22 protein-coding genes and 1 pseudogene are annotated in these 20,178 nt (G+C 40.2%); 2 read left to right on the forward strand and 21 right to left on the reverse strand.

The window, feature by feature from the left end; all coding sequences use genetic code 11:
- Positions 1-42: 42 nt before the first annotated feature.
- From ANG_RS08230 to ANG_RS11630, 5 genes are all read right to left on the reverse strand, one after another.
- Positions 43-2,394, reverse strand: a complete 2,352-nt coding sequence (locus tag ANG_RS08230; RefSeq protein WP_003034301.1) for an HAD-IC family P-type ATPase — start codon at positions 2,392-2,394, stop codon at positions 43-45.
- Between the two features lie 196 nt (positions 2,395-2,590).
- On the reverse strand, positions 2,591-4,888 hold the full coding sequence (locus ANG_RS08235; protein ID WP_025271909.1) for a DNA translocase FtsK: 2,298 nt from the start codon (positions 4,886-4,888) through the stop codon (positions 2,591-2,593).
- An 86-nt stretch (positions 4,889-4,974) separates the two neighbouring features.
- Positions 4,975-5,184, reverse strand: coding sequence for a PspC domain-containing protein (locus tag ANG_RS08240; protein ID WP_003034293.1), 210 nt, complete (start codon positions 5,182-5,184; stop codon positions 4,975-4,977).
- A gap of 108 nt (positions 5,185-5,292) precedes the next feature.
- On the reverse strand, positions 5,293-5,478 hold the full coding sequence (locus tag ANG_RS11625) for a DUF2798 domain-containing protein (protein ID WP_038677320.1): 186 nt from the start codon (positions 5,476-5,478) through the stop codon (positions 5,293-5,295).
- Between the two features lie 24 nt (positions 5,479-5,502).
- Positions 5,503-5,736, reverse strand: a complete 234-nt coding sequence (locus ANG_RS11630) for a hypothetical protein (protein WP_003034328.1) — start codon at positions 5,734-5,736, stop codon at positions 5,503-5,505.
- A 154-nt stretch (positions 5,737-5,890) separates the two neighbouring features.
- Here ANG_RS11630 and ANG_RS08255 point away from each other — a divergent pair, with 154 nt between their 5' ends.
- The gene (locus ANG_RS08255; protein ID WP_003034311.1) at positions 5,891-6,694 is read left to right on the forward strand and encodes a peptidylprolyl isomerase; all 804 of its coding nucleotides are present in this window, start codon (positions 5,891-5,893) and stop codon (positions 6,692-6,694) included.
- A gap of 273 nt (positions 6,695-6,967) precedes the next feature.
- Here the strand turns inward: ANG_RS08255 and ANG_RS08260 are convergent, their stop codons facing one another.
- The 11 genes and pseudogenes from ANG_RS08260 to ANG_RS08305 all read right to left on the reverse strand — a co-directional run bounded on the left by ANG_RS08260 (position 6,968) and on the right by ANG_RS08305 (position 15,071).
- Positions 6,968-8,509 (reverse strand): ABC-F family ATP-binding cassette domain-containing protein, encoded by a 1,542-nt coding sequence (locus ANG_RS08260; protein ID WP_003034314.1) that lies wholly within the window; start codon positions 8,507-8,509, stop codon positions 6,968-6,970.
- A gap of 112 nt (positions 8,510-8,621) precedes the next feature.
- Positions 8,622-8,930 (reverse strand): DUF898 family protein, encoded by a 309-nt coding sequence (locus ANG_RS08265; RefSeq protein WP_003034295.1) that lies wholly within the window; start codon positions 8,928-8,930, stop codon positions 8,622-8,624.
- Positions 8,931-8,944: 14 nt separating this feature from the next.
- Complete coding sequence (locus ANG_RS08270; RefSeq protein ID WP_003034289.1) at positions 8,945-9,637, reverse strand: 5'-methylthioadenosine/adenosylhomocysteine nucleosidase; 693 nt, start codon at positions 9,635-9,637, stop codon at positions 8,945-8,947.
- Positions 9,638-9,688: 51 nt separating this feature from the next.
- Positions 9,689-9,997, reverse strand: a complete 309-nt coding sequence (gene macP / locus ANG_RS08275) for a cell wall synthase accessory phosphoprotein MacP (protein WP_003034247.1) — start codon at positions 9,995-9,997, stop codon at positions 9,689-9,691.
- Between the two features lie 10 nt (positions 9,998-10,007).
- Positions 10,008-10,559 carry an NUDIX hydrolase gene (locus ANG_RS08280; protein ID WP_003034235.1) on the reverse strand — a complete coding sequence of 184 codons (552 nt, stop codon included), beginning with the start codon at positions 10,557-10,559 and terminating at the stop codon, positions 10,008-10,010.
- A gap of 8 nt (positions 10,560-10,567) precedes the next feature.
- The gene (glmU, locus tag ANG_RS08285) at positions 10,568-11,947 is read right to left on the reverse strand and encodes a bifunctional UDP-N-acetylglucosamine diphosphorylase/glucosamine-1-phosphate N-acetyltransferase GlmU (protein ID WP_003034249.1); all 1,380 of its coding nucleotides are present in this window, start codon (positions 11,945-11,947) and stop codon (positions 10,568-10,570) included.
- 93 nt (positions 11,948-12,040) lie between these two features.
- Positions 12,041-12,481 carry an ASCH domain-containing protein gene (locus ANG_RS11515; RefSeq protein WP_025271910.1) on the reverse strand — a complete coding sequence of 147 codons (441 nt, stop codon included), beginning with the start codon at positions 12,479-12,481 and terminating at the stop codon, positions 12,041-12,043.
- A gap of 39 nt (positions 12,482-12,520) precedes the next feature.
- A pseudogene (locus ANG_RS11520) lies at positions 12,521-13,243 on the reverse strand (GNAT family N-acetyltransferase); the annotation flags it as partial.
- A 13-nt stretch (positions 13,244-13,256) separates the two neighbouring features.
- The gene (locus tag ANG_RS08295) at positions 13,257-13,955 is read right to left on the reverse strand and encodes a 3-oxoacyl-ACP reductase (RefSeq protein ID WP_003034306.1); all 699 of its coding nucleotides are present in this window, start codon (positions 13,953-13,955) and stop codon (positions 13,257-13,259) included.
- Positions 13,948-14,184 carry a DUF2829 domain-containing protein gene (locus tag ANG_RS08300; protein WP_003034272.1) on the reverse strand — a complete coding sequence of 79 codons (237 nt, stop codon included), beginning with the start codon at positions 14,182-14,184 and terminating at the stop codon, positions 13,948-13,950. Before ANG_RS08300 ends, ANG_RS08295 begins: the two co-directional genes overlap by 8 nt.
- 65 nt (positions 14,185-14,249) lie before the next feature.
- Complete coding sequence (locus tag ANG_RS08305) at positions 14,250-15,071, reverse strand: hypothetical protein (protein WP_020999506.1); 822 nt, start codon at positions 15,069-15,071, stop codon at positions 14,250-14,252.
- 271 nt (positions 15,072-15,342) lie between these two features.
- On the opposite strand from ANG_RS08305, the gene ANG_RS08310 reads away from it, so the two are divergent.
- Positions 15,343-15,546, forward strand: coding sequence for a cold-shock protein (locus ANG_RS08310; RefSeq protein ID WP_025271911.1), 204 nt, complete (start codon positions 15,343-15,345; stop codon positions 15,544-15,546).
- Between the two features lie 350 nt (positions 15,547-15,896).
- Here ANG_RS08310 and ANG_RS08315 read toward each other — a convergent pair whose 3' ends face one another.
- The 5 genes from ANG_RS08315 to ANG_RS08335 form a co-directional block, all read right to left on the reverse strand.
- Positions 15,897-16,562: an RpiB/LacA/LacB family sugar-phosphate isomerase gene (locus ANG_RS08315; protein ID WP_025271912.1), complete on the reverse strand. Its 666-nt coding sequence runs from the start codon at positions 16,560-16,562 to the stop codon at positions 15,897-15,899.
- Positions 16,559-17,020: a GNAT family N-acetyltransferase gene (locus tag ANG_RS08320; protein ID WP_006267324.1), complete on the reverse strand. Its 462-nt coding sequence runs from the start codon at positions 17,018-17,020 to the stop codon at positions 16,559-16,561. Before ANG_RS08320 ends, ANG_RS08315 begins: the two co-directional genes overlap by 4 nt.
- Before the next feature lie 12 nt (positions 17,021-17,032).
- On the reverse strand, positions 17,033-17,461 hold the full coding sequence (locus tag ANG_RS08325; protein WP_025271913.1) for a GNAT family N-acetyltransferase: 429 nt from the start codon (positions 17,459-17,461) through the stop codon (positions 17,033-17,035).
- Between the two features lie 59 nt (positions 17,462-17,520).
- A complete protein-coding gene (locus ANG_RS08330) occupies positions 17,521-18,468 on the reverse strand; it encodes a S41 family peptidase (RefSeq protein WP_003034350.1) in 948 nt (315 codons plus the stop codon).
- Positions 18,469-18,737: 269 nt separating this feature from the next.
- Positions 18,738-20,126: an APC family permease gene (locus ANG_RS08335; RefSeq protein WP_003034240.1), complete on the reverse strand. Its 1,389-nt coding sequence runs from the start codon at positions 20,124-20,126 to the stop codon at positions 18,738-18,740.
- Between the last annotated feature and the right edge of the window lie 52 nt (positions 20,127-20,178).

The raw sequence follows: 20,178 nt of genomic DNA on the forward strand, positions 1-20,178 counted from the left end.
AAAAATATCGGACAGACTCATCTGCTTCCGATATTTTTATATTTAATATTTTGTTGAGAACTTATCAAATAGAGCAAATAACTTATTTGTTATGAATTGGAACAATCTCATAAGTGATTCTAACATCAAGGAGAGAATGACTGTGAGGATAATGGTAATCGGTGAGATTTTAGATAACAAAAAGATAGAGTGAAATAACAAGCCCGAAATCACTAAGCCGATGATGTTAAAGAGTACGACAATGGTTTTCATTCGATTGATCGGTTGAATAAGTTTGATGATGATAATGAAACCAACTACTGCTAATAAGATAACAGACGATGTCGCAACTTCTTGCGTGGATAATCGAAAAATCCGACCACAAGCCATGACAATCAAAACGGCTAGTAAATCAACAAAAGCTGCTGGTATGGCATTCTGTAAAACCGTTCTGATAAAACGCCCTCGAATGCGCTGCTTATTAGGCTCCAAAGCTAACATAAATCCGGGTATACCAATAGTGAACGCACTAATCAAGGAAACTTGTGATGCCTGCAAAGGATAGGTAAAAGCAAACAAACTAGATAAGATAGCAAGGGAAATAGAAAAAATATTTTTCACAAGAAATAAACTAGCGGAACGCTGAATGTTATTGACAACCCTACGTCCTTCTGTCACAATATGCGGCATATGCGAAAAGTCAGAATCCAGCAAAACAACTTGTGCAATCTGCTTGGTAGCATTGTTGCCAGACTCCATAGCAATGCTGCAATCTGCAGTCTTCATTGCTAAAATATCATTTACACCATCCCCTGTCATGGCGACTTTGTGCTGATTAGCTTGAAGTGCTTGGACTAATTTTTGTTTCTGTTGAGGGGTCACTCGACCAAAGACCGTATATTTTTCAACTGCTTGAGTGATTTTTTCATCAGTATCCAAGTTTTGCGCGTCTACATAATTTTCTGCATGAGGAATCTCTGCTTTGGCAGCCACTGCAGCAACTGTGACAGGATTATCTCCTGAGATAACTTTGACTTCCACACCTTGAACATCAAAATAGGAAAAGGTTTCAGCTGCATTTTCTCGAATTGGATTTTCTAATAAGATGAAAAGTAAGGGCTCTACCGTTTGAATCAAAGTGCCTGTAATTAACGGCTCTTTTGATTCAGCAAAAACAAGAACGCGTGAGCCGCTTTCTGCATATTGTTGAAAATAGCTGCGATATTCTTCCAACTTGTCTTTTAATACAAACTCTGGAGCACCTAAAATAAAATTGCCCTCTTTGAAAGAAATAGCACCAAACTTGCTCTTTGAGCTAAACGGAAAGGTCTTCACTACAGTCCAAGCCTTTTCTACTACTTCTGAAGCAAAAAAATCTCGAATCGCTGCAATCGTTTCATTTTCATCTGGACTTGCTGCCAAATATTGTTTAAGAGCTTCCTGCGAGGCATTCTTGTCTTGCTGAACAGAGAGTACTTGTACAACTTTCATCGTATTTTCCGTAATAGTTCCTGTCTTATCTACACACAAAACATCTACACGAGAAAGAGACTCAATCCCCTTCATACTGTTTAATAAAACCTGCTGTCTTGCTAGACTAGCTGCTCCCAAAGCCAGCGCTAGAGTCATCAAAAGATAAAGCCCTTCTGGAATCATCCCAATAATAGCTCCTACCGTAGAGACAATACTAACTTGAAAACTTTCGTGATTGGTCACATAACTTTGGAAAAATAGAAGAAGCCCTAAAGGAATAATCAAAAATCCAATCACTTTAACCAGATTATTGACCGAACATACCATTTCAGATTCTTCTTTTCCAGAGACTTCTTTTGCTTTCAATGTCAGTTGATTGATGTAGGATTCATCGCCTACTTTTTCCAAGCGAGCATAGGCTTTGCCAGATACAACAAAACTGCCTGACATGACAGTATCATCTATTTGCTTTGCGATTTCATCCGCTTCTCCTGTTAACTGTGATTCATTGACTTTCAATTCACCTGATACAATCTTAGCGTCTGCATAGATTTGGTCTCCTGTCGAGAAAAGAACGATATCATCTTGTACTAAATCTTTTGTCTCTAGTTGGATTTCTTTACCATCTCGCACTGCAATCGCTGTGTAGTGATGAAGCAACTGCATGTTGCTCAATATTTTGCGCGCTCTAAGCTCTTGAACAATTCCAATCAAAGAATTGATAATAACAATAGGCAAAAAGAGTAGATTGTTCCACGATTGTACAATTATCAACAATAGAGCAAGAACAAAAAAGATGAAATTAAAGTAAGTAAAAACATTGGATTGAATGATTTGCCAAGTTGTCTTTTCCGTGCTAACCGTTACTTTATTGACTAAGCCTTTTTGAATTCGTTCTTCAACCTCTTGTTGGCTAAGCCCTGTGTATATCTGTTCTGACATATAGCCTCCATTCACAAATCATATTAGTATTCTATCAAAAAGTCCGGTTTAAGTCATAGAAAAGTCATAAAACTGGAAAACATGAGATTTTTCATACCTTTTCTACAAAACTTTAAAATAGAACAGCTACAAAAAAATCCCAACAGAAATTTGTTGGGAAAGGATGTTATATTTTTTAAACCACACCTATTTAGTTTTAGTTATTCAATAAAACTTTTCTTGGCTTGGTGCCTTCTGCTGGACCGATGACACCCGCAGCTTCTAGCTCTTCCATGAGCCGAGTCGCACGATTAAACCCGACAGACAATCGACGTTGGAGCATTGAAGCACTCGCTTTTTGCGTCTCGATGACTAAAGCCTTGGCTTCCTCAAAGAGTGGATCTCCTTGTTCACTCTCACTACCTGAATCCATGTCATTCTCAGATACTTCGCCTGGGTCAAAATTATCATCATAATCTGCTTCGGCTTGATTCTTAACAAAAGTGACAATGCGCTCTACATCTTCATCGGAAATAAATGATCCTTGCAGACGGACAGGATGATTTTCATCAATCGGCTTAAAGAGCATATCCCCACGTCCCAAGAGTTTCTCGGCACCATTTTCATCTAGAATCGTTCGGCTATCAGTTCCGCTAGAGACAGCAAAAGCAATCCGCGAAGGAACATTTGCCTTGATGAGCCCAGATATAACATCAACAGACGGTCGCTGAGTGGCCAAAATCATGTGAATACCAGCCGCTCGAGCTTTTTGTCCCAAGCGAATAATAGCGTCTTCCACTTCTTTGCTGGCTACCATCATAAGGTCTGCCAACTCATCCACAATGACCACAATCAAGGAAAGAGAAATTTGTTTATATTCTGGTTGACTGGCATTGTACTCGGCTACTTTGGCATTGTAACCTGCAATATTGCGAGCACCGACCTTAGAAAATAGCTCATAGCGATTTTCCATTTCATCTACCACTTTTTGCAAAGCTCGGCTCGCCTTGCGCGGATTAGTCACAACAGGGATCAGCAAGTGAGGAATATCATTATAGACAGACAATTCAACCATTTTTGGATCAACCATCATGAACTTGACTTCATCTGGTCGTGCTTTCATGAGAATACTAGCAATAATGCCGTTGACTGCAACGGATTTTCCAGAACCAGTCGATCCTGCTACTAGCAAGTGAGGCATTTTTGCCAGATCAAACGTCCGAACAGATCCATTGACGGCTTTTCCTAGAGGAATTTCGAGTAATTTCTTATCATCTGTCTTAGACTGCTCCCAGAGCTCACGGAAAGTAACCGTCGCAATCTCGGAATTCGGAACTTCAATTCCGACTAAAGATTTGCCCGGAATAGGTGCCTCAATTCGCACATCTTTGGCAGCCAAAGCCAGAGCTAAATCGTCAGCCAGATTGGAAATGCGATTGACCCGCACTCCGACAGCTGGCTTGACCTCGTACTTAGTCACAGACGGTCCGATTTCAGCACGTTCAACGCTAGCACGAATGCCAAAGCTAGCAAATGTTTCTTCCAAAATCTTGATATTTTCGCGGACAATTTTCTTTTCTTTGGATTGATTTTTAGGCTTGTCTGGCGCAAACAAATTGATTGTTGGAAGTTTGTAATCTAAACTTTCTTTGGGGGTAAAATTAACTTCAACATATTCATCTGTGTCATCTTGCTGCTCTTCTTTATGTTGTTTCTCAGACAAACTCTCATCATAATCATAGATTCCTGGATCTGCCTCTTCAAACTGAATCGGAGTGTACGCCAAAACATCATCATCTAAAATTTCTCCCGTTTCAGAATCAATTTGTGGCTCGTCTTGCTCTACCTGAATAGCATTCATCGCTGCTTGCGCAGCTTTTTCTTCTTTTTCGATAAAACGTTGCTGACGCTTTGCTTCTCGCTTCTCACTCCAAGCATGATAGGTTTCACTTAATTTTTCAAAAATATCATAAATCGAATATGGACTGATGAGTAGCGCCCCTAGCAATATTAAGAGGAGTCCGATAAAGTAGGTGCCAATATTTGAAAATAAAAAGGCTATAGGAGTATAGAGTGTCGCTCCTAATAAACCGCCACCAGCAAAAGCACTGACTTTAACAGCTGTCAAATCCGTTAAAATCCGTGACAAGGTTGTACTTAGAACCTGTCCTTTTAAATTTAAAACATTTACAAAATAAGCTTGAAATATGAGTAGCAAGCCAATAAAAATACTGAAAAAGCCTGATTTATAGCCTTCATGCTTATTGACCCACTTAAAAAAGAAAAGATAAATGAGACTGGCTACAATAGCCATATAGGCTAAACTTCCTACTAACAATCGAATAAGGTTATATAGAGTGATTCCAACGGCACCCCATTTTAATGCTGCAAAAAGAAGCAAAAAAGCGATACCGAAAGTTGCGAGCATCCTCCGAATGGCTTTCCGCCGCTCTATTTCTGCTTTTGTAGGTCGTCTCGTTGTCCGACCTTTTTTACTATTTTTCTTACTTGCCATAAATTTTATTATACCACAAATTGAACACTAATCCAATGCAAGAAAAAAGCAGAAGCTCCATACTTCCACTTTTGAAACAACATTGTTTACTTCCAAATCACATCATCGTCTCCGTCATCTTCTGGCAAGACAAACCACAAAATCAAGTAAGGGATCAGACCGATTCCATATACAAAAAATGCTACTCCCCAAATTAGTCGTACAATGGTAGGATCAATGTCAAAATAATTTGCTATACCTGCACAGACACCCGCAATTTTCTTATTTCGCACATCTCTTGTCAATCGTTTAGCCATTCTCTGTCCCTCCTTTATAAATCTATTATAACATAAATTTTTTAACATTAAATAAATATCATAAAGAATTTCCATGAACCAATTGTCAAACGTTCATCGTCAGCAAGATTAAAAAAGTTGCTGTTGCAGTTGACCTAAAATAAAGCGAGAAATTGGTCCAACAATCAGAAAATTCAAGGGAAAAGCTACAATAAAATTGGTCAACCAAGCTCCAAGGTAATTGGTTACTGAAAGCGGCACGCCGTTAAAAAGCATATCATAAAGAGACATCAATGAAACCATAATCAGAACCATACCACCTGAAACAACGAGGATCTTCTACCAAGGTTTATGGCGTTCTGTTAAAAATTTAAAAGCAATTCCCTTCACAACTGGTCCTGCCACAAGAAGGTCTAAGAGAAAAGCGGTAATCAATCCAGGAACATATCCCATTGCTAGATGAGCCCATGAAAAATATCCTACAACGGACAGGTTCCAAATGCTCATTCCAAATACCATCATGATACACATAAGGGCTGTAAAAAATAATAATTCCTTAAAATTCTTCGGCATAAAAACTCCATTTCTTTGTTGATAAACGCTGTTTTAGTACAAAAAAAGAGCCCGATAGTGCCTTTTAGTTAGTATAGATAACCTCTCAAAAGATTTGAAAAAGGCTTTTACTTATAGTAAAATGTGAATAGTTCAACATTCAGAAAGGAAATCTATGAAAAAATTACTTATCTTAGGACTGGCTGCTGGTTTATTTTTGACAGGTTGTACCAATTTACAAAGAGCTATCAGAGGAAATGACTATGTAGATTCAAGTCTTACTTCCGAATCCAGCTCAAAAGCAGCTGAAAAACAAAAAGAAGAGCAAAAAGCTGCTTTGACCGATAAAAATGCTCATTTCCCACAGTTGTCTGACAAGGTCGCTGACGATGAAGCGGAAGTGAAAATAACCACAACTGAAGGTATTATCTCGTTGAAGCTCTTTCCAAAATATGCTCCACTTGCAGTTGAAAATTTCTTAACGCACTCTAAAGAAGGGTATTATAACGGCGTGACTTTCCATCGTGTCATTAAGGATTTTATGATTCAAACAGGAGACCCTAAGGGAGACGGTACTGGTGGTGAATCCATTTGGAAAGGAAAGAATGAAAAGATTGATTCTGGAAGCGGATTTAAAACAGAGATTTCGTCTTATCTCTACAATATCCGTGGTGCATTAGCCATGGCTCGTTCTTCCAATCCAAATTCCAACGGTAGTCAATTTTTCATCAACCAAAACACCAAGGACAGTTCGAGTCAACTCTCTAACACAACTTATCCTGAAAAAATTATTGAAGCCTATAAAAAAGGTGGAAATCCAAGTTTAGACGGGAATTATACTGTCTTTGGGCAAGTCGTTTCTGGCATGGATGTCGTGGATAAAATCGCTGCGATTGAGACAGGCGAAAACGACAAACCCAAAAAAGAAATCAAAATCGAGAAAATTGAAGTCATTAAGGACTATACATTTAAGAAATAATCACAAAACGAAGAGGCTGGGACAAAAGTCCGACATCAAATATAAAAAGCGAACAAAACTAGTTTTCTGGTAATCAGAATTCTGCTTTGTTCGCTTTTCGCATTTAATTATAGATTTGAAGGGCTTAATAATTAAGATTTTTAAAAATTGAAATCTTTTTGTCCCAAACTCTCGTTTACTTTCTAGAATAAAACTCAATACGCAGTAGTTGAGCGCTCTATAATGCACTGATGCTATCAGCTTTTACAGACTTACTCCTCATTTTCTTTATTCTCACATTAATTGATTAAAATCCCAAATCTGATCTACCCATCCTTCATAGAAATCAGGCTCATGGCAGACCATGAGGATGCTGCCCTTGTATTCTTTCAGAGCCCGTTTTAGTTCTTCCTTAGCATCGACATCTAGGTGATTGGTCGGCTCATCCAGCACCAGAACATTATTTTCTCGGTTCATGAGGAGACAAAGGCGGACCTTGACCTGCTCCCCACCTGAAAGAACCTGGATCTGGCTCTCGATATGCTTGGAAGTCAGACCACATCTAGCTAGAGCTGCCCGAACTTCTGCTTGGTTAAGGGCCGGAAATGCATTCCAAACTGCTTCAAGCGGTGTCTGACGATTGCCACCTTCGACTTCCTGTTCGAAATAACCCAGCTCCAGATACTCCCCACGCTCGACTTGACCCGCAATAGGCGAGATAATACCCAGCAGGCTCTTGAGCAGGGTCGTTTTCCCAATTCCATTTGCTCCGATAATCGCTACCTTTTGATTGCGTTCAAAAGTCAGGTTAAGGGGCTGGGTCAGCGGACGGTCGTAACCAATCTGCAAATCCTTGGTTTGAAAGATAAAGCGGCTAGGTGTACGAGCAGACTTGAAATCAAAGGATGGCTTGGGCTTCTCACTCTGCAGCTCAATAATGTCCATCTTATCCAACTTTTTCTGGCGAGACATAGCCATATTACGGGTCGCCACACGGGCTTTATTGCGAGCTACAAAGTCCTTGAGGTCTGCAATTTCCTTCTGCTGACGCTCATAAGCTGCTTCCAGCTGAGATTTTTTCATCTCGTAGACTTCTAAGAATTGATAATAATCCCCAGAATAGCGGGTCAACTGCTGATTTTCCACATGGTAGACGATATTGATCACATCATTCAAGAAAGGAATATCGTGCGAGATCAGAACAAAGGCATTTTCATAGTTTTGTAGGTAGCGTTTAAGCCAGTCAATGTGCTCAGCATCCAGATAGTTGGTTGGCTCGTCCAAGAGCAGGATATCTGGTTTTTCCAGAAGAAGCTTGGCTAAGAGAACCTTGGTGCGCTGCCCACCAGATAGCTCTGTCACATCACTCTCCATGCCGTAGTCCATAACACCCAAAGCCCGTGCGACTTCATCAATCTTGGCATCCAGAGTATAGAAATCCCGACTCTCTAAGCGATCCTGCAGCTCGCCCACTTCTTCCATAAGGACATCAACATCTGCCCCTTCCTCAGCCATACTCATATAAATTTCATTGATACGGGCCTCAGTTTTGAAAAGCTCGTCAAAAGCTGTGCGCAAGACATCGCGGACAGACTGGCCTTGCTCCAACACAACATGCTGATCCAGATAGCCAGCAGTCACATATTTAGACCACTCAACCTTACCCTCGTCCGGTAGCATTTTCCCTGTCACAATGCTCATAAAGGTTGACTTCCCCTCACCATTAGCACCAACCAAGCCGATATGCTCACCCTTGAGTAGACGGAAGGATACATCCTCAAAAATAGCCCTGTCACCAAAACCGTGGCTGAGATTTTTTACTTCTAAAATACTCATCTTTTCTCCTCTATCATTGATTGCAGTTCCTTGATTATACCATCAAAAGAGATTTTTTGGCAAGACAGAAGAAAAGGAAAAGCGAGACTGCTTCATTCTCGCTTGCTTTCATCTAATTCAAATGATGGGTGTGTTTGGTAATCCACTGGGTTAGCTTGATATTAAGCCAAAAACCATAAATGCCAAAAGTAATGATCGTCAAGAGCCACCACTTCACCCAATTTCCAAAAAGCTGCATCGCAGTACCATCAAAATAGAGACGGTGTCCATCAATGACTGTGTGCTTAATCTTCCAATTATACAGGATACACATGCCCCAAGGAGCACAGATACCTAGCGTCAAAACTGTAATCAAGATAGTTAAAATAGCATGACCAATGTAAGAAAAGAGGCCGCCGTCGAAATAAGATTCTTTATACACTATATTCTCCTTGTCTAAACTAATTCTTTCAGAAATTGAATCAGAGTGTCTGCTGAGCGCTTGCCAGCTTCAAGAATGAACTCATCAAAAGTGACATTGGCATCATGGCTAGCTGTGTCGCTCATAGCCCGAATAACCATAAAAGGTAGCCCAATCGAATGCGTAGCCTGAGCGACGGCTGCGCCCTCCATCTCAACCGCTAGAACATCTGGAACGTGTCCTTTGATACGGTCAATCTTGTCCTGACTGGCAATAAAGCTATCCCCTGTTGCAATCAAGCCAACGCGACTTGTCTGATGTGTCTTTTCTAAAATCTTTTTCATCTCAGAAACCAAATAACGGCTCGCTTCAAAATAAAGTGGCTGGCGTGCCATTTGTCCGTATTCATAGCCAAAAGCTGTTACATCTACATCATGGTACACTAGCCGGTCAGCCACTACAATATCGCCGATTTGCAAGCCCTCAGCTACCGCACCAGCAGAACCTGTATTGATGACAGCCGTCACTTTAAACTCATTGACCAAAACAGCCACGCTCATAGCAGACATGACCTTTCCAATCCCGCTTTCTACCAGCACAACTTCATGACGACCGATACTTCCCGTATGATAAACATGCCCCAAACGTAAGTGCTTTTCGGCATTTTCCAAGTTTTCCACTAAGATTTTTAGTTCCTCAGGCATGGCCGCAATAATTCCGATTTTCATTATTTCCTCTCATTCTATCACAAAAAAAGCGAAAGTCGAGCTTATCGCTTTTTATAGCCAAATAATAGCAGCAATCAAAGCCATCAAAAGCAGGACAATCCAAAATAGAATTTTGTTTAATTTTGCTTGAAATACTCCACGTTTTGCATTTTCAATGCGTCGGCTTTTGGTTACCGTTGGTTCCACATCAATTTGCAGCGTATCTTGATTGAAGCCACTATTTTGAGAGGAATAACCAAACTGGCTTCTAGTCGTTTTTAAAATTTTGGTTTCTTCCTCATCATGCAAAGGTGGACCTGAAATATCTTCACCACGATTTGCCCGTTCAATCATTTCATCTGTTAATAAAGGTCTTCCCATGAGCGTCCCCCTATCTTCGATTCATTTTCATTTCCCAATATTGAAGTGCAATAATGGTTTTTGCATCACAAATATCACCACTAGCAAGGAGAGCTTTCGCTTCTTCCAAGGTCACTTCATGGAGTTCTAAGGTCTCGTCCTCATCTTGTGGACGAGGATTTTCAACTTTTATCAAATGGCTAGCGCTATAAAGTTTGATTCGCTCATTGCAAAAGCCAATCGCTGAATAGAAATCATAGAGCAGTTCCAATTCACCTGTATAGCCGGTCTCTTCTTCCAATTCACGCAAAGCAGCAGCTTTAGGATCCGCATTTTCACCGACTTCTAACTTGCCTGCCGGAATTTCATAAGAGGTTGCTTCAATAGCTTTGCGGTACTGCCTGACCAAAATCATTTTGTCTTCTGGGGTTAACGCAATAACTGCTACAGCACCATTATGGAAAATCAAATCACGATAAGCAGTCCCTTTCCCAGCTGGTAGCTGAACTTTATCCTTGACAAGGTTAAAAATAGGACCTTGATAAATTTCTGTTCGTTTTAGCGTTTTTTCTTCAAAATCCATAGCCGTTCCTACTTATTATCTGGATGATGTGGCAAGCGTTTTGCGTATTCATCTTTGTTAATCTGACGTCCACGTCCGATGGCAATAGCGTCTGCTGGTACATCCTTAGTAATGGTTGAGCCTGCACCCACAAGAGAATTGTCCCCAAGTTCTACCGGCGCAATAATGGTCGAATTAGAACCTACAAAGACATTGTTCCCAATGACGGTCTTAAACTTGTGCTGTCCGTCATAATTAACTGTAATTGTTCCAGCGCCAAAATTGACATTCGCACCCACTTCAGAATTACCAATGTAAGTCAGATGCCCAGCTTTGGTATTTTCACCGATAGAAGAACCTTTCACTTCAACGAAATTACCAACATGTACATTTTTAGCAAGGCTTGAATCTGGGCGAACATGAGCGTAAGGTCCCACCGTTACACCGTCTGCAACCGTAGACTCTTCAATCATCGAATTGGTAATAACCGTTTGTTCACCGATAGCAGAGTCAACAATATACGTACCATTTGTCAGAATACTGCCTGCGCCAATTTTCGTTTGCCCTTTCAAGCTAACATTAGCTTCAATTTGTACTTCTGGTTCAATCTGTACATCTACATCGATATAAGTCGCTTCTGGATTTACAAAGCTAACCCCATTCACCATATGAGCTTGATTGATTCGGCGACGCATAATACTTTCTGCCGTTGCCAATGCCACGCGGTCATTGACACCAAGACTTTCATCAAAATCTTTCAAAGTATAAGCGCCGACTTTTTCGCCATTCTCACGGAAAATGCCGATTACATCTGTGATGTAGTATTCTCCTTGCGCATTATTGGTATTGATATTTTTCAAGGCTTCAAAAAGACGGGCGTTATCAAAAACATACGTTCCTGTATTGATTTCTTTGATTTGCTTTTCAAAATCCGAAGCATCTTTTTGCTCCACAATTTTGATCACTTCTTCCTGCTGATTACGGACAATCCGCCCATAACCAAATGGATTTTCCGCTTCAGCTGTCAAAATCGTTGCAACATTTTTGTGGTTGACATGAAAGTTAATCAAATTTTTCAGGCTTTCTCCTGTGATTAAAGGAGTGTCTCCTGCAATGACTAATGTTTGCCCTGCCAAACCTTCCAGCACAGGCTCTGCCATCATCACAGCATGACCAGTTCCTAATTGCTCCGTTTGACGAACAAACTCTGTCTGCCCCGCCAATACTTGCTCCACCAACTCTGCCTTGTGTCCGACCACTGTCACAGTCTTTTCAGGCGCAATAGCTCCAACACTTCTAAATACATGTTCTAACATTGAAATTCCAGCAACTTTGTGAAGCACTTTTGGTAAATCTGACTTCATGCGAGTGCCTTTTCCAGCTGCTAAAATAATTGCATAGTTTATCATAATAGTTCCTTTTATCAAAATAAATTTATTTTATTATAGCATTTTTTATATCATTTGTTAAGATTCTCTCTGTAATGCTTTAATCCGCATCTTTTATAGCGGATAAACCTTGTGAAATTCTTCTAAGACAACACCGCTTTCTTGCGAAAATTCCAAACCGACTTCTGCCAACCACTCTGTAAAAAGTTCCTGATGGACTTGCTGCCAATAAGTCAATGATTTGTCTCCCTCTCCTTCTTTAAAAGCGTGCTCTGCAGACACTTGATTGAAAGGGACAACCGTTACTTTGGTCACTTTAATAATACAGACAGCTTGACCCTGACCGTCTAAAATCACATCAAAGGTTCCTGCTTGAGGAATCGGCTCACCATCTATCTGATACAAATCGTAGGCAGAAGCTGTCGCAGTCTTTTCTCCTTTCAAAACTAAATCCGCCAGCTGATCTGGTTCTGCACCAAATGCCCAGGCGTCTATTTTGTCGCCGATTGCGGGGTTGATTGTTTTGTATTCATTCCATAATTGTTCTGGGGTCATGGTTTCTCCTATCTGTAATTTTAACTCATAAGCTGGGTAAGCTCCTAAGCATTGATAACCTAGCTTCTCAGCTATTTTCTTTGAGGCTTCATTGTGGGCGTCCCAGAGCGGAAAAACGCTACGCTGCAGGGATTCCAAAATCATCTTCGCCCCAAGTACAGCAGCTAAGCCCTGCTGTTGATAAGCCGGTTTCGTTGCAATCTCGATTTCAATGGCTTTTTGGTAAACAAGTGCTGTCGAGACCCCAGCAACGATTTCCTGACCCTTTCGGATCACAAAGCCAAAAGCTCCGCCTTCTTGAAAATCTTTAAAAGTTGCAAAATTCCCCTGCAAATCCTGAGACCATTCTTCCTGAGCCAGTTTTTGATAGGTTTTTGGGTCGATTACCTCAATAACGAGCTGCTCCGATAACTGCTCCACGATGTTTTTCAAAACCTTGTCATCAAAATCTGCCTCATCTTTAAAAGCATAACGGGTAAAAGGAGATAAGGTTGGACAAGAGGATAAGCAGCCTTGCCAAGAAGCCTCTTCAGATATGAGAATGCGGTAGTCTGGCTTACAAAAGTCCCTATAATCCGCCAGTAATGCCATATCTGCCTGCCCAGCCAAAAAGAGAAAATCTCCTTGTTCATACAAAACGGCAGTCTCGTCTTCATTTGTATAAAACTGCCCCAGCTCAGCTTTCAAACCATATCTCACCATGTTCTTTTGCCAATGCTGGAAAGATTTCTGCAGTCTTGGCTCAATGGTCATTGCTTTCATTCTACTTGTTACCTCACTTCAAACTCCAGCCACCGTCAATCTTGACAATCTCGCCCTGCATGGATTTGGCTTTTCCTGAGGCTAGAAAGAGAGTCAGCTCGGCGACTTCTTCTGGTTCTATCCAGCGCTTAATAGGAGTTTCGCCTGCTACCCACTGGGCTAAGCCTCCCGGCTCAAAATCCGCAGCAGTCATACTTGTTTTAACTGCACCCGGTGCAATCCCAAAAACCTGCACTCCCTGCTCCGCATAGTCTAGTGCCAACTGCTTGGTAAATCCTGCTAGAGCATGCTTGGAAGAAGTGTAAGCATGACCGCCACCGCCAGCTAAGCTAGATGCAATTGAGCACATATTGATGATGATGCCTGATTGTTTCTTCAACATCTGCGTCAGATAATAACGAGTTAGCTCTACTGGTGTTACATAGTTAATCTCGAAAATTTCTTGGATCTCCTGAGCGGATTGCTCAAGAAGTGGCTTGTAATCATCCAGCACTCCAGCTGTATTGCAAAGGACATCTACCTGTGGACACCAAGCAAAAACTGGTTGAAGTCCTAACGTCAAATCTTGTTGAAGAAAATAAAAATCCCCTGTCAAACTTGGCTTTTCAGACCGGTCTACACCGTATACGCGCCAGCCATTTTCCAAAAAAAGCTGCGCCTGAGCCAGACCAATCCCTGAGCTAACACCTGTCACCAAAACCGTCCTAGTCATGGACTTCCACCCAGTCATCTGCTAATACGTCACAAGGCGTCGGACTCCACATGGAAAAGCCTTCTCCCTCGCCTGATACATTGATGAGAAAATATGGCGTCACTTCAAGCGCCACTCCGTTCTGCTCAATGCTGTCAAAAAGCTGGATATAATTCTCAGCACCGCCCCAGCCTATGCGGACATATTTCTTCTTGGCTTTGAGACCTGGTAAAATTTCTTCGAATGTCATTTTCGTTTTCTCCTTTTAGCTATAAATATCGTGATTCGTTTTTTAGTTAGATTTTAAGTTGATGTTTATTTCAGCTCAATCAGTTTTTGATAGATTTTTTCAGTGAGTTCTTTCTGTTGAGTCCCAGTTAAATAGCGAGAAGTTCGAATTACAAGTGTACCGTATACATAGTGAGAACCAGGATTTAAAAATCCATTCCCATCAAAAGCCGATAGGTAGATATTTCTCTTTTCCGCATCCTCTTTCGTAGGATAAACTTCGATATCGCCACCTGCATCTGTCCCTTTTTCTGCAATATCTGTACCATCAACAGCTTCGGTGACTTGGCTATCGCTAAAATAAATCGAAGCAGTATAGCCACCCTGTTTATTCAATTGTCCATTAGGGTCGTGAGTTTCTGTTACCGATTGCACTCCAGTGATTGTCTCAATCTCTCTCAATCGCTCCTCAACAAAAGCATTGGTCGGATTTGTAATTTGTTTCAGCTGTGTGACACTCTGTTGATACTGATTCATTTTTTCAGAGAGATTTTTCTGACTGGCTGCATAATCTACTGGCTCAGTAAGTTCTTTAACTTGCTTTTCAATATCTTCTGTCTTACTTTCCATTTTAGGAGCTTTCCGAATCTCCTTATCAGTGTCAGATATGGCTGTTTTTAAATCCTCTAATGTAGCTGGTTCTAGTGGTTCAGCATTTGTTTTAACAAGTTTTTCAGCATCTGAGACTAGACTCTCAATGTCTTTATTACTATCTTTCAAGGCTATGACAGCTTTTTCATAACTAGCTACCGCCCTTTGATGAGGGGCGTAAATGAAGAAATAATACCCTGTCACAAGTAATAGCAAAACTACTACAACACTCATAATCCCTACATTTTTCTTTTTCATATCTCTTTACCCTTTTTCTATCATCAAGTAATCCTAGTTGAACATATACAACTAGAGTTTCTGAACTTGCTTTTGAAAGATGATTTTACGCCTTTCTTCATTTTATACTAGTATAGCATAAAATGAAGTGGCAATCGCTGTTTTTTCTTGCTTTTTACTGCTACTTCTGTTAGACTAGCAAGAGTAAATGAATTTTGAGTGAGTATTTTTGTTTTTCATCTTTACTTTTTCTATTTTTTACGCAACATTTTAGAGAAAGGAAGTAAGATGTATGGCACAAGGTACAGTAAAATGGTTCAATGCTGAAAAAGGCTTCGGCTTTATTTCACAAGAAAACGGATCAGACGTATTTGCTCACTTTTCAGCGATTCAATCCGACGGATTCAAATTACTGAATGAAGGCGAAAAAGTAACTTTTGACATTGAAGAAGGTCAACGTGGTCTTCAAGCAGTCAATATTACAAAATTAGCATAAGACAAGAAAAGGCTGGGCAAAAAGTGTCCCAGCTTCTATCATATTTATTAATAAACGAATAACGTAGCTTCAACATTCAGTGAATTGTTGAAGGCGGGAAATCAGCCTTGCACAGCAAACTACCGTGATTGGACTCTTCATTCGCTTTTCAAGCTCGGAAGAGCACCTTTGACGAAAACTTCGTTTTCTTCATCTGCAACCTTAAACAGCTTGATAACTGTTTAAGCACCCTTGCAGGGGTGGGACTACGAACTAAAAATTTTTTATTTTTAGTTCTGTCCCACTCCCTTTTTTTCTCAAATAACGATAACTGCAACAGAAGTCAATCTCATACTTTCCCTATTTGATTGTCAAACTTTATTCCACTTTCTATCTGCGTCCATTTTATCTGCTTTCGCTTTCAGCAAACGGATGAGCTCTCTATTGCTTCCCTTATTTATAATAGCATTCATGACTATCTTTCTTTGTAATAACTTGTCGAGACTATCTTTTGGAATTTGGTCTAATAATTCTTCCCAATTGCGTTTCGTTAAACGGTTCAAATTCTTTAAGGCACTTGCTTCCGCTCTTTTTCTTGCGGCTTCATGTTTAGGATAGCCAATACCAAACTCACCATCAAATAATTTATCCAATGTATATTGCAGGTTCAATTGACCTTGCCAACCAAAATTTAAGCCTAATGGCAGGGAAGCGACATTTCCTCCATTGATGCGTCCAAAGAGGAATGCGTCTTGAGGATTTTCTATATAGCCACACAAAAGACCTGGCAAACTATTACAGGCCAGCGTCATCCCTTGACCTGAGGAGCATCCTGTTACAACAAAATCGACTGCTTCACTTTCTATTAAGAGACTAATCAACATTGCTATTTCGACATAAGAATACTGCTCATCCTCGTCTTCAAAAATTCCAAAATTCAGCACTTCATCAGACGATTGGACTGCTTTTTTTACAGATTCAAATAGCAGAGCATTCATATTTTTCCGACTAGTTCCTTGGATAACTGCAACTCTCATTTCAACTCCTTTTCCATTTTGACAAAAAGGTAAATATCTCCGTTACTTTCCTGTGGCTGCCGTCCAATCACGTTGAAACCACAATTGAGATAAAGCCTTTGAGCTCTTTGATTAAAATCAGCAACTGAGAGAGTCAGGATTTTTGCTGAAAGATTTTCCTCGATAAAAAGCAAAATGATTTGTAAAAACTCTTTGCCTTGACCTTTGCCACAATACTCTGGCTTCATGCCTAAACCTAGCTCCTGCTTGTCCTTGTCAACTGGAAAAAGGCAAAAAAAGCCATATAATTCATCATTTTTGAGAACCTGATAATAGTGATCACCACGCGCTTCAGGAGATAAAATTTCTTCATAATCCTCAGGATCTGCTTGCATATCATAAAAGCTATAAATTCCTTCATAATGCCAATTATTAGCAATTTCTTCTGCATTACTTTGCCTTAATGGTTCAATCTTCATAGATGTCCTTTCTCAAAATTCCCAATAAAAACGTTTCTGATCAGCTTTTTCCTCACAACCCAATTTTCGATAAAACTCATGAGCCTTCATTCGTGAAATACCAGAGTTTATTCGAATACCTGTGTAACCAGCTGCCACGCCCTCTTCACGAATGGCCTGCATCAAAGCTTTGCCATATCCCTGACCTTGAAAATCTTTGTCAACTGCTAGTGCCAACAGGTTGAGCAAAGATGAAAAGTAAAGGCAGTCATAACGACAAGCGTGGGCATAACCGACAAGTTGACCTGCTGCATTTTCTGCCACCAAGATAAAATGATCTGACCTATCCAACAGCTCTGATAGTTTCTGACGAGTTTCTATCAAGCCAAAATCATAGCCGAGAGCAGTTGCATTGATTTCCTGAATAGCTGCTGCGTCTGAAAGTTCTGCTGGTCGTATCATATTCGCACCTCTTTTTCTTTCTATTATAACAAAAAACAGCGGTAATCGCTGTTTAGAGATTATTTCGATATTTGCTCTAGTAACCAAGTTCTAGCATCATTCAATGGTGTGGTTGCAGCAATATCTGGCTCGATTGGAGTATTTTCATAACGATTACCCTTTCGGTCAATAACCCGAGAGACCGTCAGCTGAATTGTTGCCCCGTCATAAAGAGAATAAACCATATTTCCTGTTGTATAGCCAGCTGTTGGCTTGCCAAAAGTTTTAACGTTTGGTAAGCTTTTGAAAGCTAATGTCGTCATTTCACCAGAGCTAGCTGTATTACCATTAACTAGAATTGCTATAGGAATTGTTTTGGAACTGCTATTTGAATTTTCTTCTGTCTGCTTGCTTGCCAATATTTGTGATAAAGTAGTACCTATTTTTTGACCATTTGCATATTCAAATTGAAAGAGAGTATCATTAGGCAAAATAGCAGCTAATCCACCAATCATAGGATACATATTGCCGCCGCTATTATTCTCCAAATCCACAATTACTCCCTTGTAAGTTTCCTTAGTTAGTGCTCGATTTAGGATCGTTTGATAAGCCTTAGCTTCTTTCTCGTTTCCCATAAAAGGAGGTAATTTCAAGTAAAGAATGCCATTCTCATTTTTTACAACAGGAAGCTGACTTTCTTCCTTTTGTGAAGTTTTAAATTCCTTCGGTGTATAAAAATAAGAATGTTTTCCTCCCGATAGTTTTGTCATTTTCTTTAGAACTGGATAGGTATCTGCATAAGTTTTGGCAGATTTGACTTCTTTTAATGCTTTTTCCTTTTCTTGTGACCAATTTTCATCAATATAAAGAGCAGAATTCATCTTATTTAGAGCAGATTTTGCGTATTGCTCAGGACTAGGTGGTAAAAGATAGATATCATCATTAGGACCGAAATATAACACTGCTCCCAATACCGCTAAAAGCAATACTCCTAGCACACCTAGACAACCAATACATCCTTTTTTCATTTTTTCCTCCATCACTTACTTTATTATCACTATTATATGGAAAAATGAGAGTGGGACAGAAATCAATAATCCGAAGAATTTGATTTCGTCGTCCCACCTCCGCACAATTGGTTAGGATAGCCGATATTACCGGTATAACAAGAGATAAGGATATCCAACCAACCACTGCGTCTTACAACCCAAACTATAAAATGCATGAAGCTGGGACTTTCCCCTAACCTCATCTTACAATTTACAATTATTTCTTACATTTTTGTAAGGTAAACTCATCAATTAATTTCCGAATGTTGGTAGCCATAGATAAAATAGATAATTGTTCCGACTAGTAAGGCAAGCCCGAATGCCAGCCATGTGTCAAAGCCATATTGGGTCATGAAAGACAGACAGATAATAATGGATAAGATTGGCGTCATAGGCACCAGAGGAGTTTTAAATTCCCCTGCTTGAGGAAGTCCTTTATCCTTGCGCAACTTCAAAATAGCTACTGCTAACAAAATCAGATAAGCCAAGGTGCAGATATTTAGAAAGGATGCGATACTTGCTAGCGGAAAAATACCAGCACAAATAGCCGCTACAATTCCTACCAAAACCGTAGCATTTTTCGGTACCCGACTAGTGGCAGTTAATTTTCTAAAAGATTTTGGTAACAAACCGTCACGTGCAATGCTGTAAATCATGCGCGACAGAGCATAAGTCATGGAAATGCAAACGGTAATCAAAGTCAAAATCGCCACCACTGACACATAATTAGCCACCCAGCTAAGTCCAGCACTGCGAAGCGCAAACGCGACAGCATCTGCCACATCTAGCTTGCTGTAGTGAACAATCCCTGTCAGAACCAGTGTCACCAATATATAAAGTACCGTTACAATGGACAAAGATAGCACAATCCCTCGTGGAACATTCTTTTGTGGCTCCTTAATCTCGTCCACCGCCATAGAAATAGACTCGAAACCTAGAAAAGCAAAGAACATCAGAGAAGCACCAGCCATAATTCCAACATTGCCACCATATAATTTTCCAAAGCCAAATGGGGCAAAATGAGACCAATTTTCAGGTTTAATAAAGAAAATACCTACAAAGATAAAAAGGGCAAGCGCCGAAAACTTCAAGACAACCAAAGCAGAATTAAATCGCAGAGCTGCTTTAGAATTTAATAAAACCACACCTGTTACAAATACCAAAACAAGAATCGGCAGTAAGTCTACATAGGTTCCCGCTTGCGGATTAAAGGTTCCATTGAGCGCTCTTGGCATACTCAAACCAAATCCATTCAGCAAGCCTTTCAAATAGGAAGCCCAACCAGAGGCAACACTAGATACCGCCGTCATAAATTCCATAATGGTCAGCCAACCTGCTATCCAAGCTGGAAATTCTCCAAAAACAGCATAGAGATAGCTATAAGCACCTCCATTTGCAGGAATTCTTGACGCAAATTCTGCATAAAAGAAAGCAGAAATACTCACGCAAAGAGCAGAAATAATAATCGAAACCACCAAAGCTGGACCAGCTAGAGTTGCAGCCGCCGTTCCGGTAATCGTGAAAATACCCGTTCCCACCATAGCGCCAATCCCTAACAAAATCAAATCAAGCAATCGTAAATGACGACGCATGCCAGTCCGATCTCGACTGACATCTTTTTTACGAAAAATATTCATCCTAAACTCCAATTTATTAGATTGAATTATTCTACCATAAAAGCAATCAAAA

Source organism: Streptococcus anginosus subsp. whileyi MAS624, assembly GCF_000478925.1.
Taxonomy (GTDB): domain Bacteria; phylum Bacillota; class Bacilli; order Lactobacillales; family Streptococcaceae; genus Streptococcus; species Streptococcus whileyi.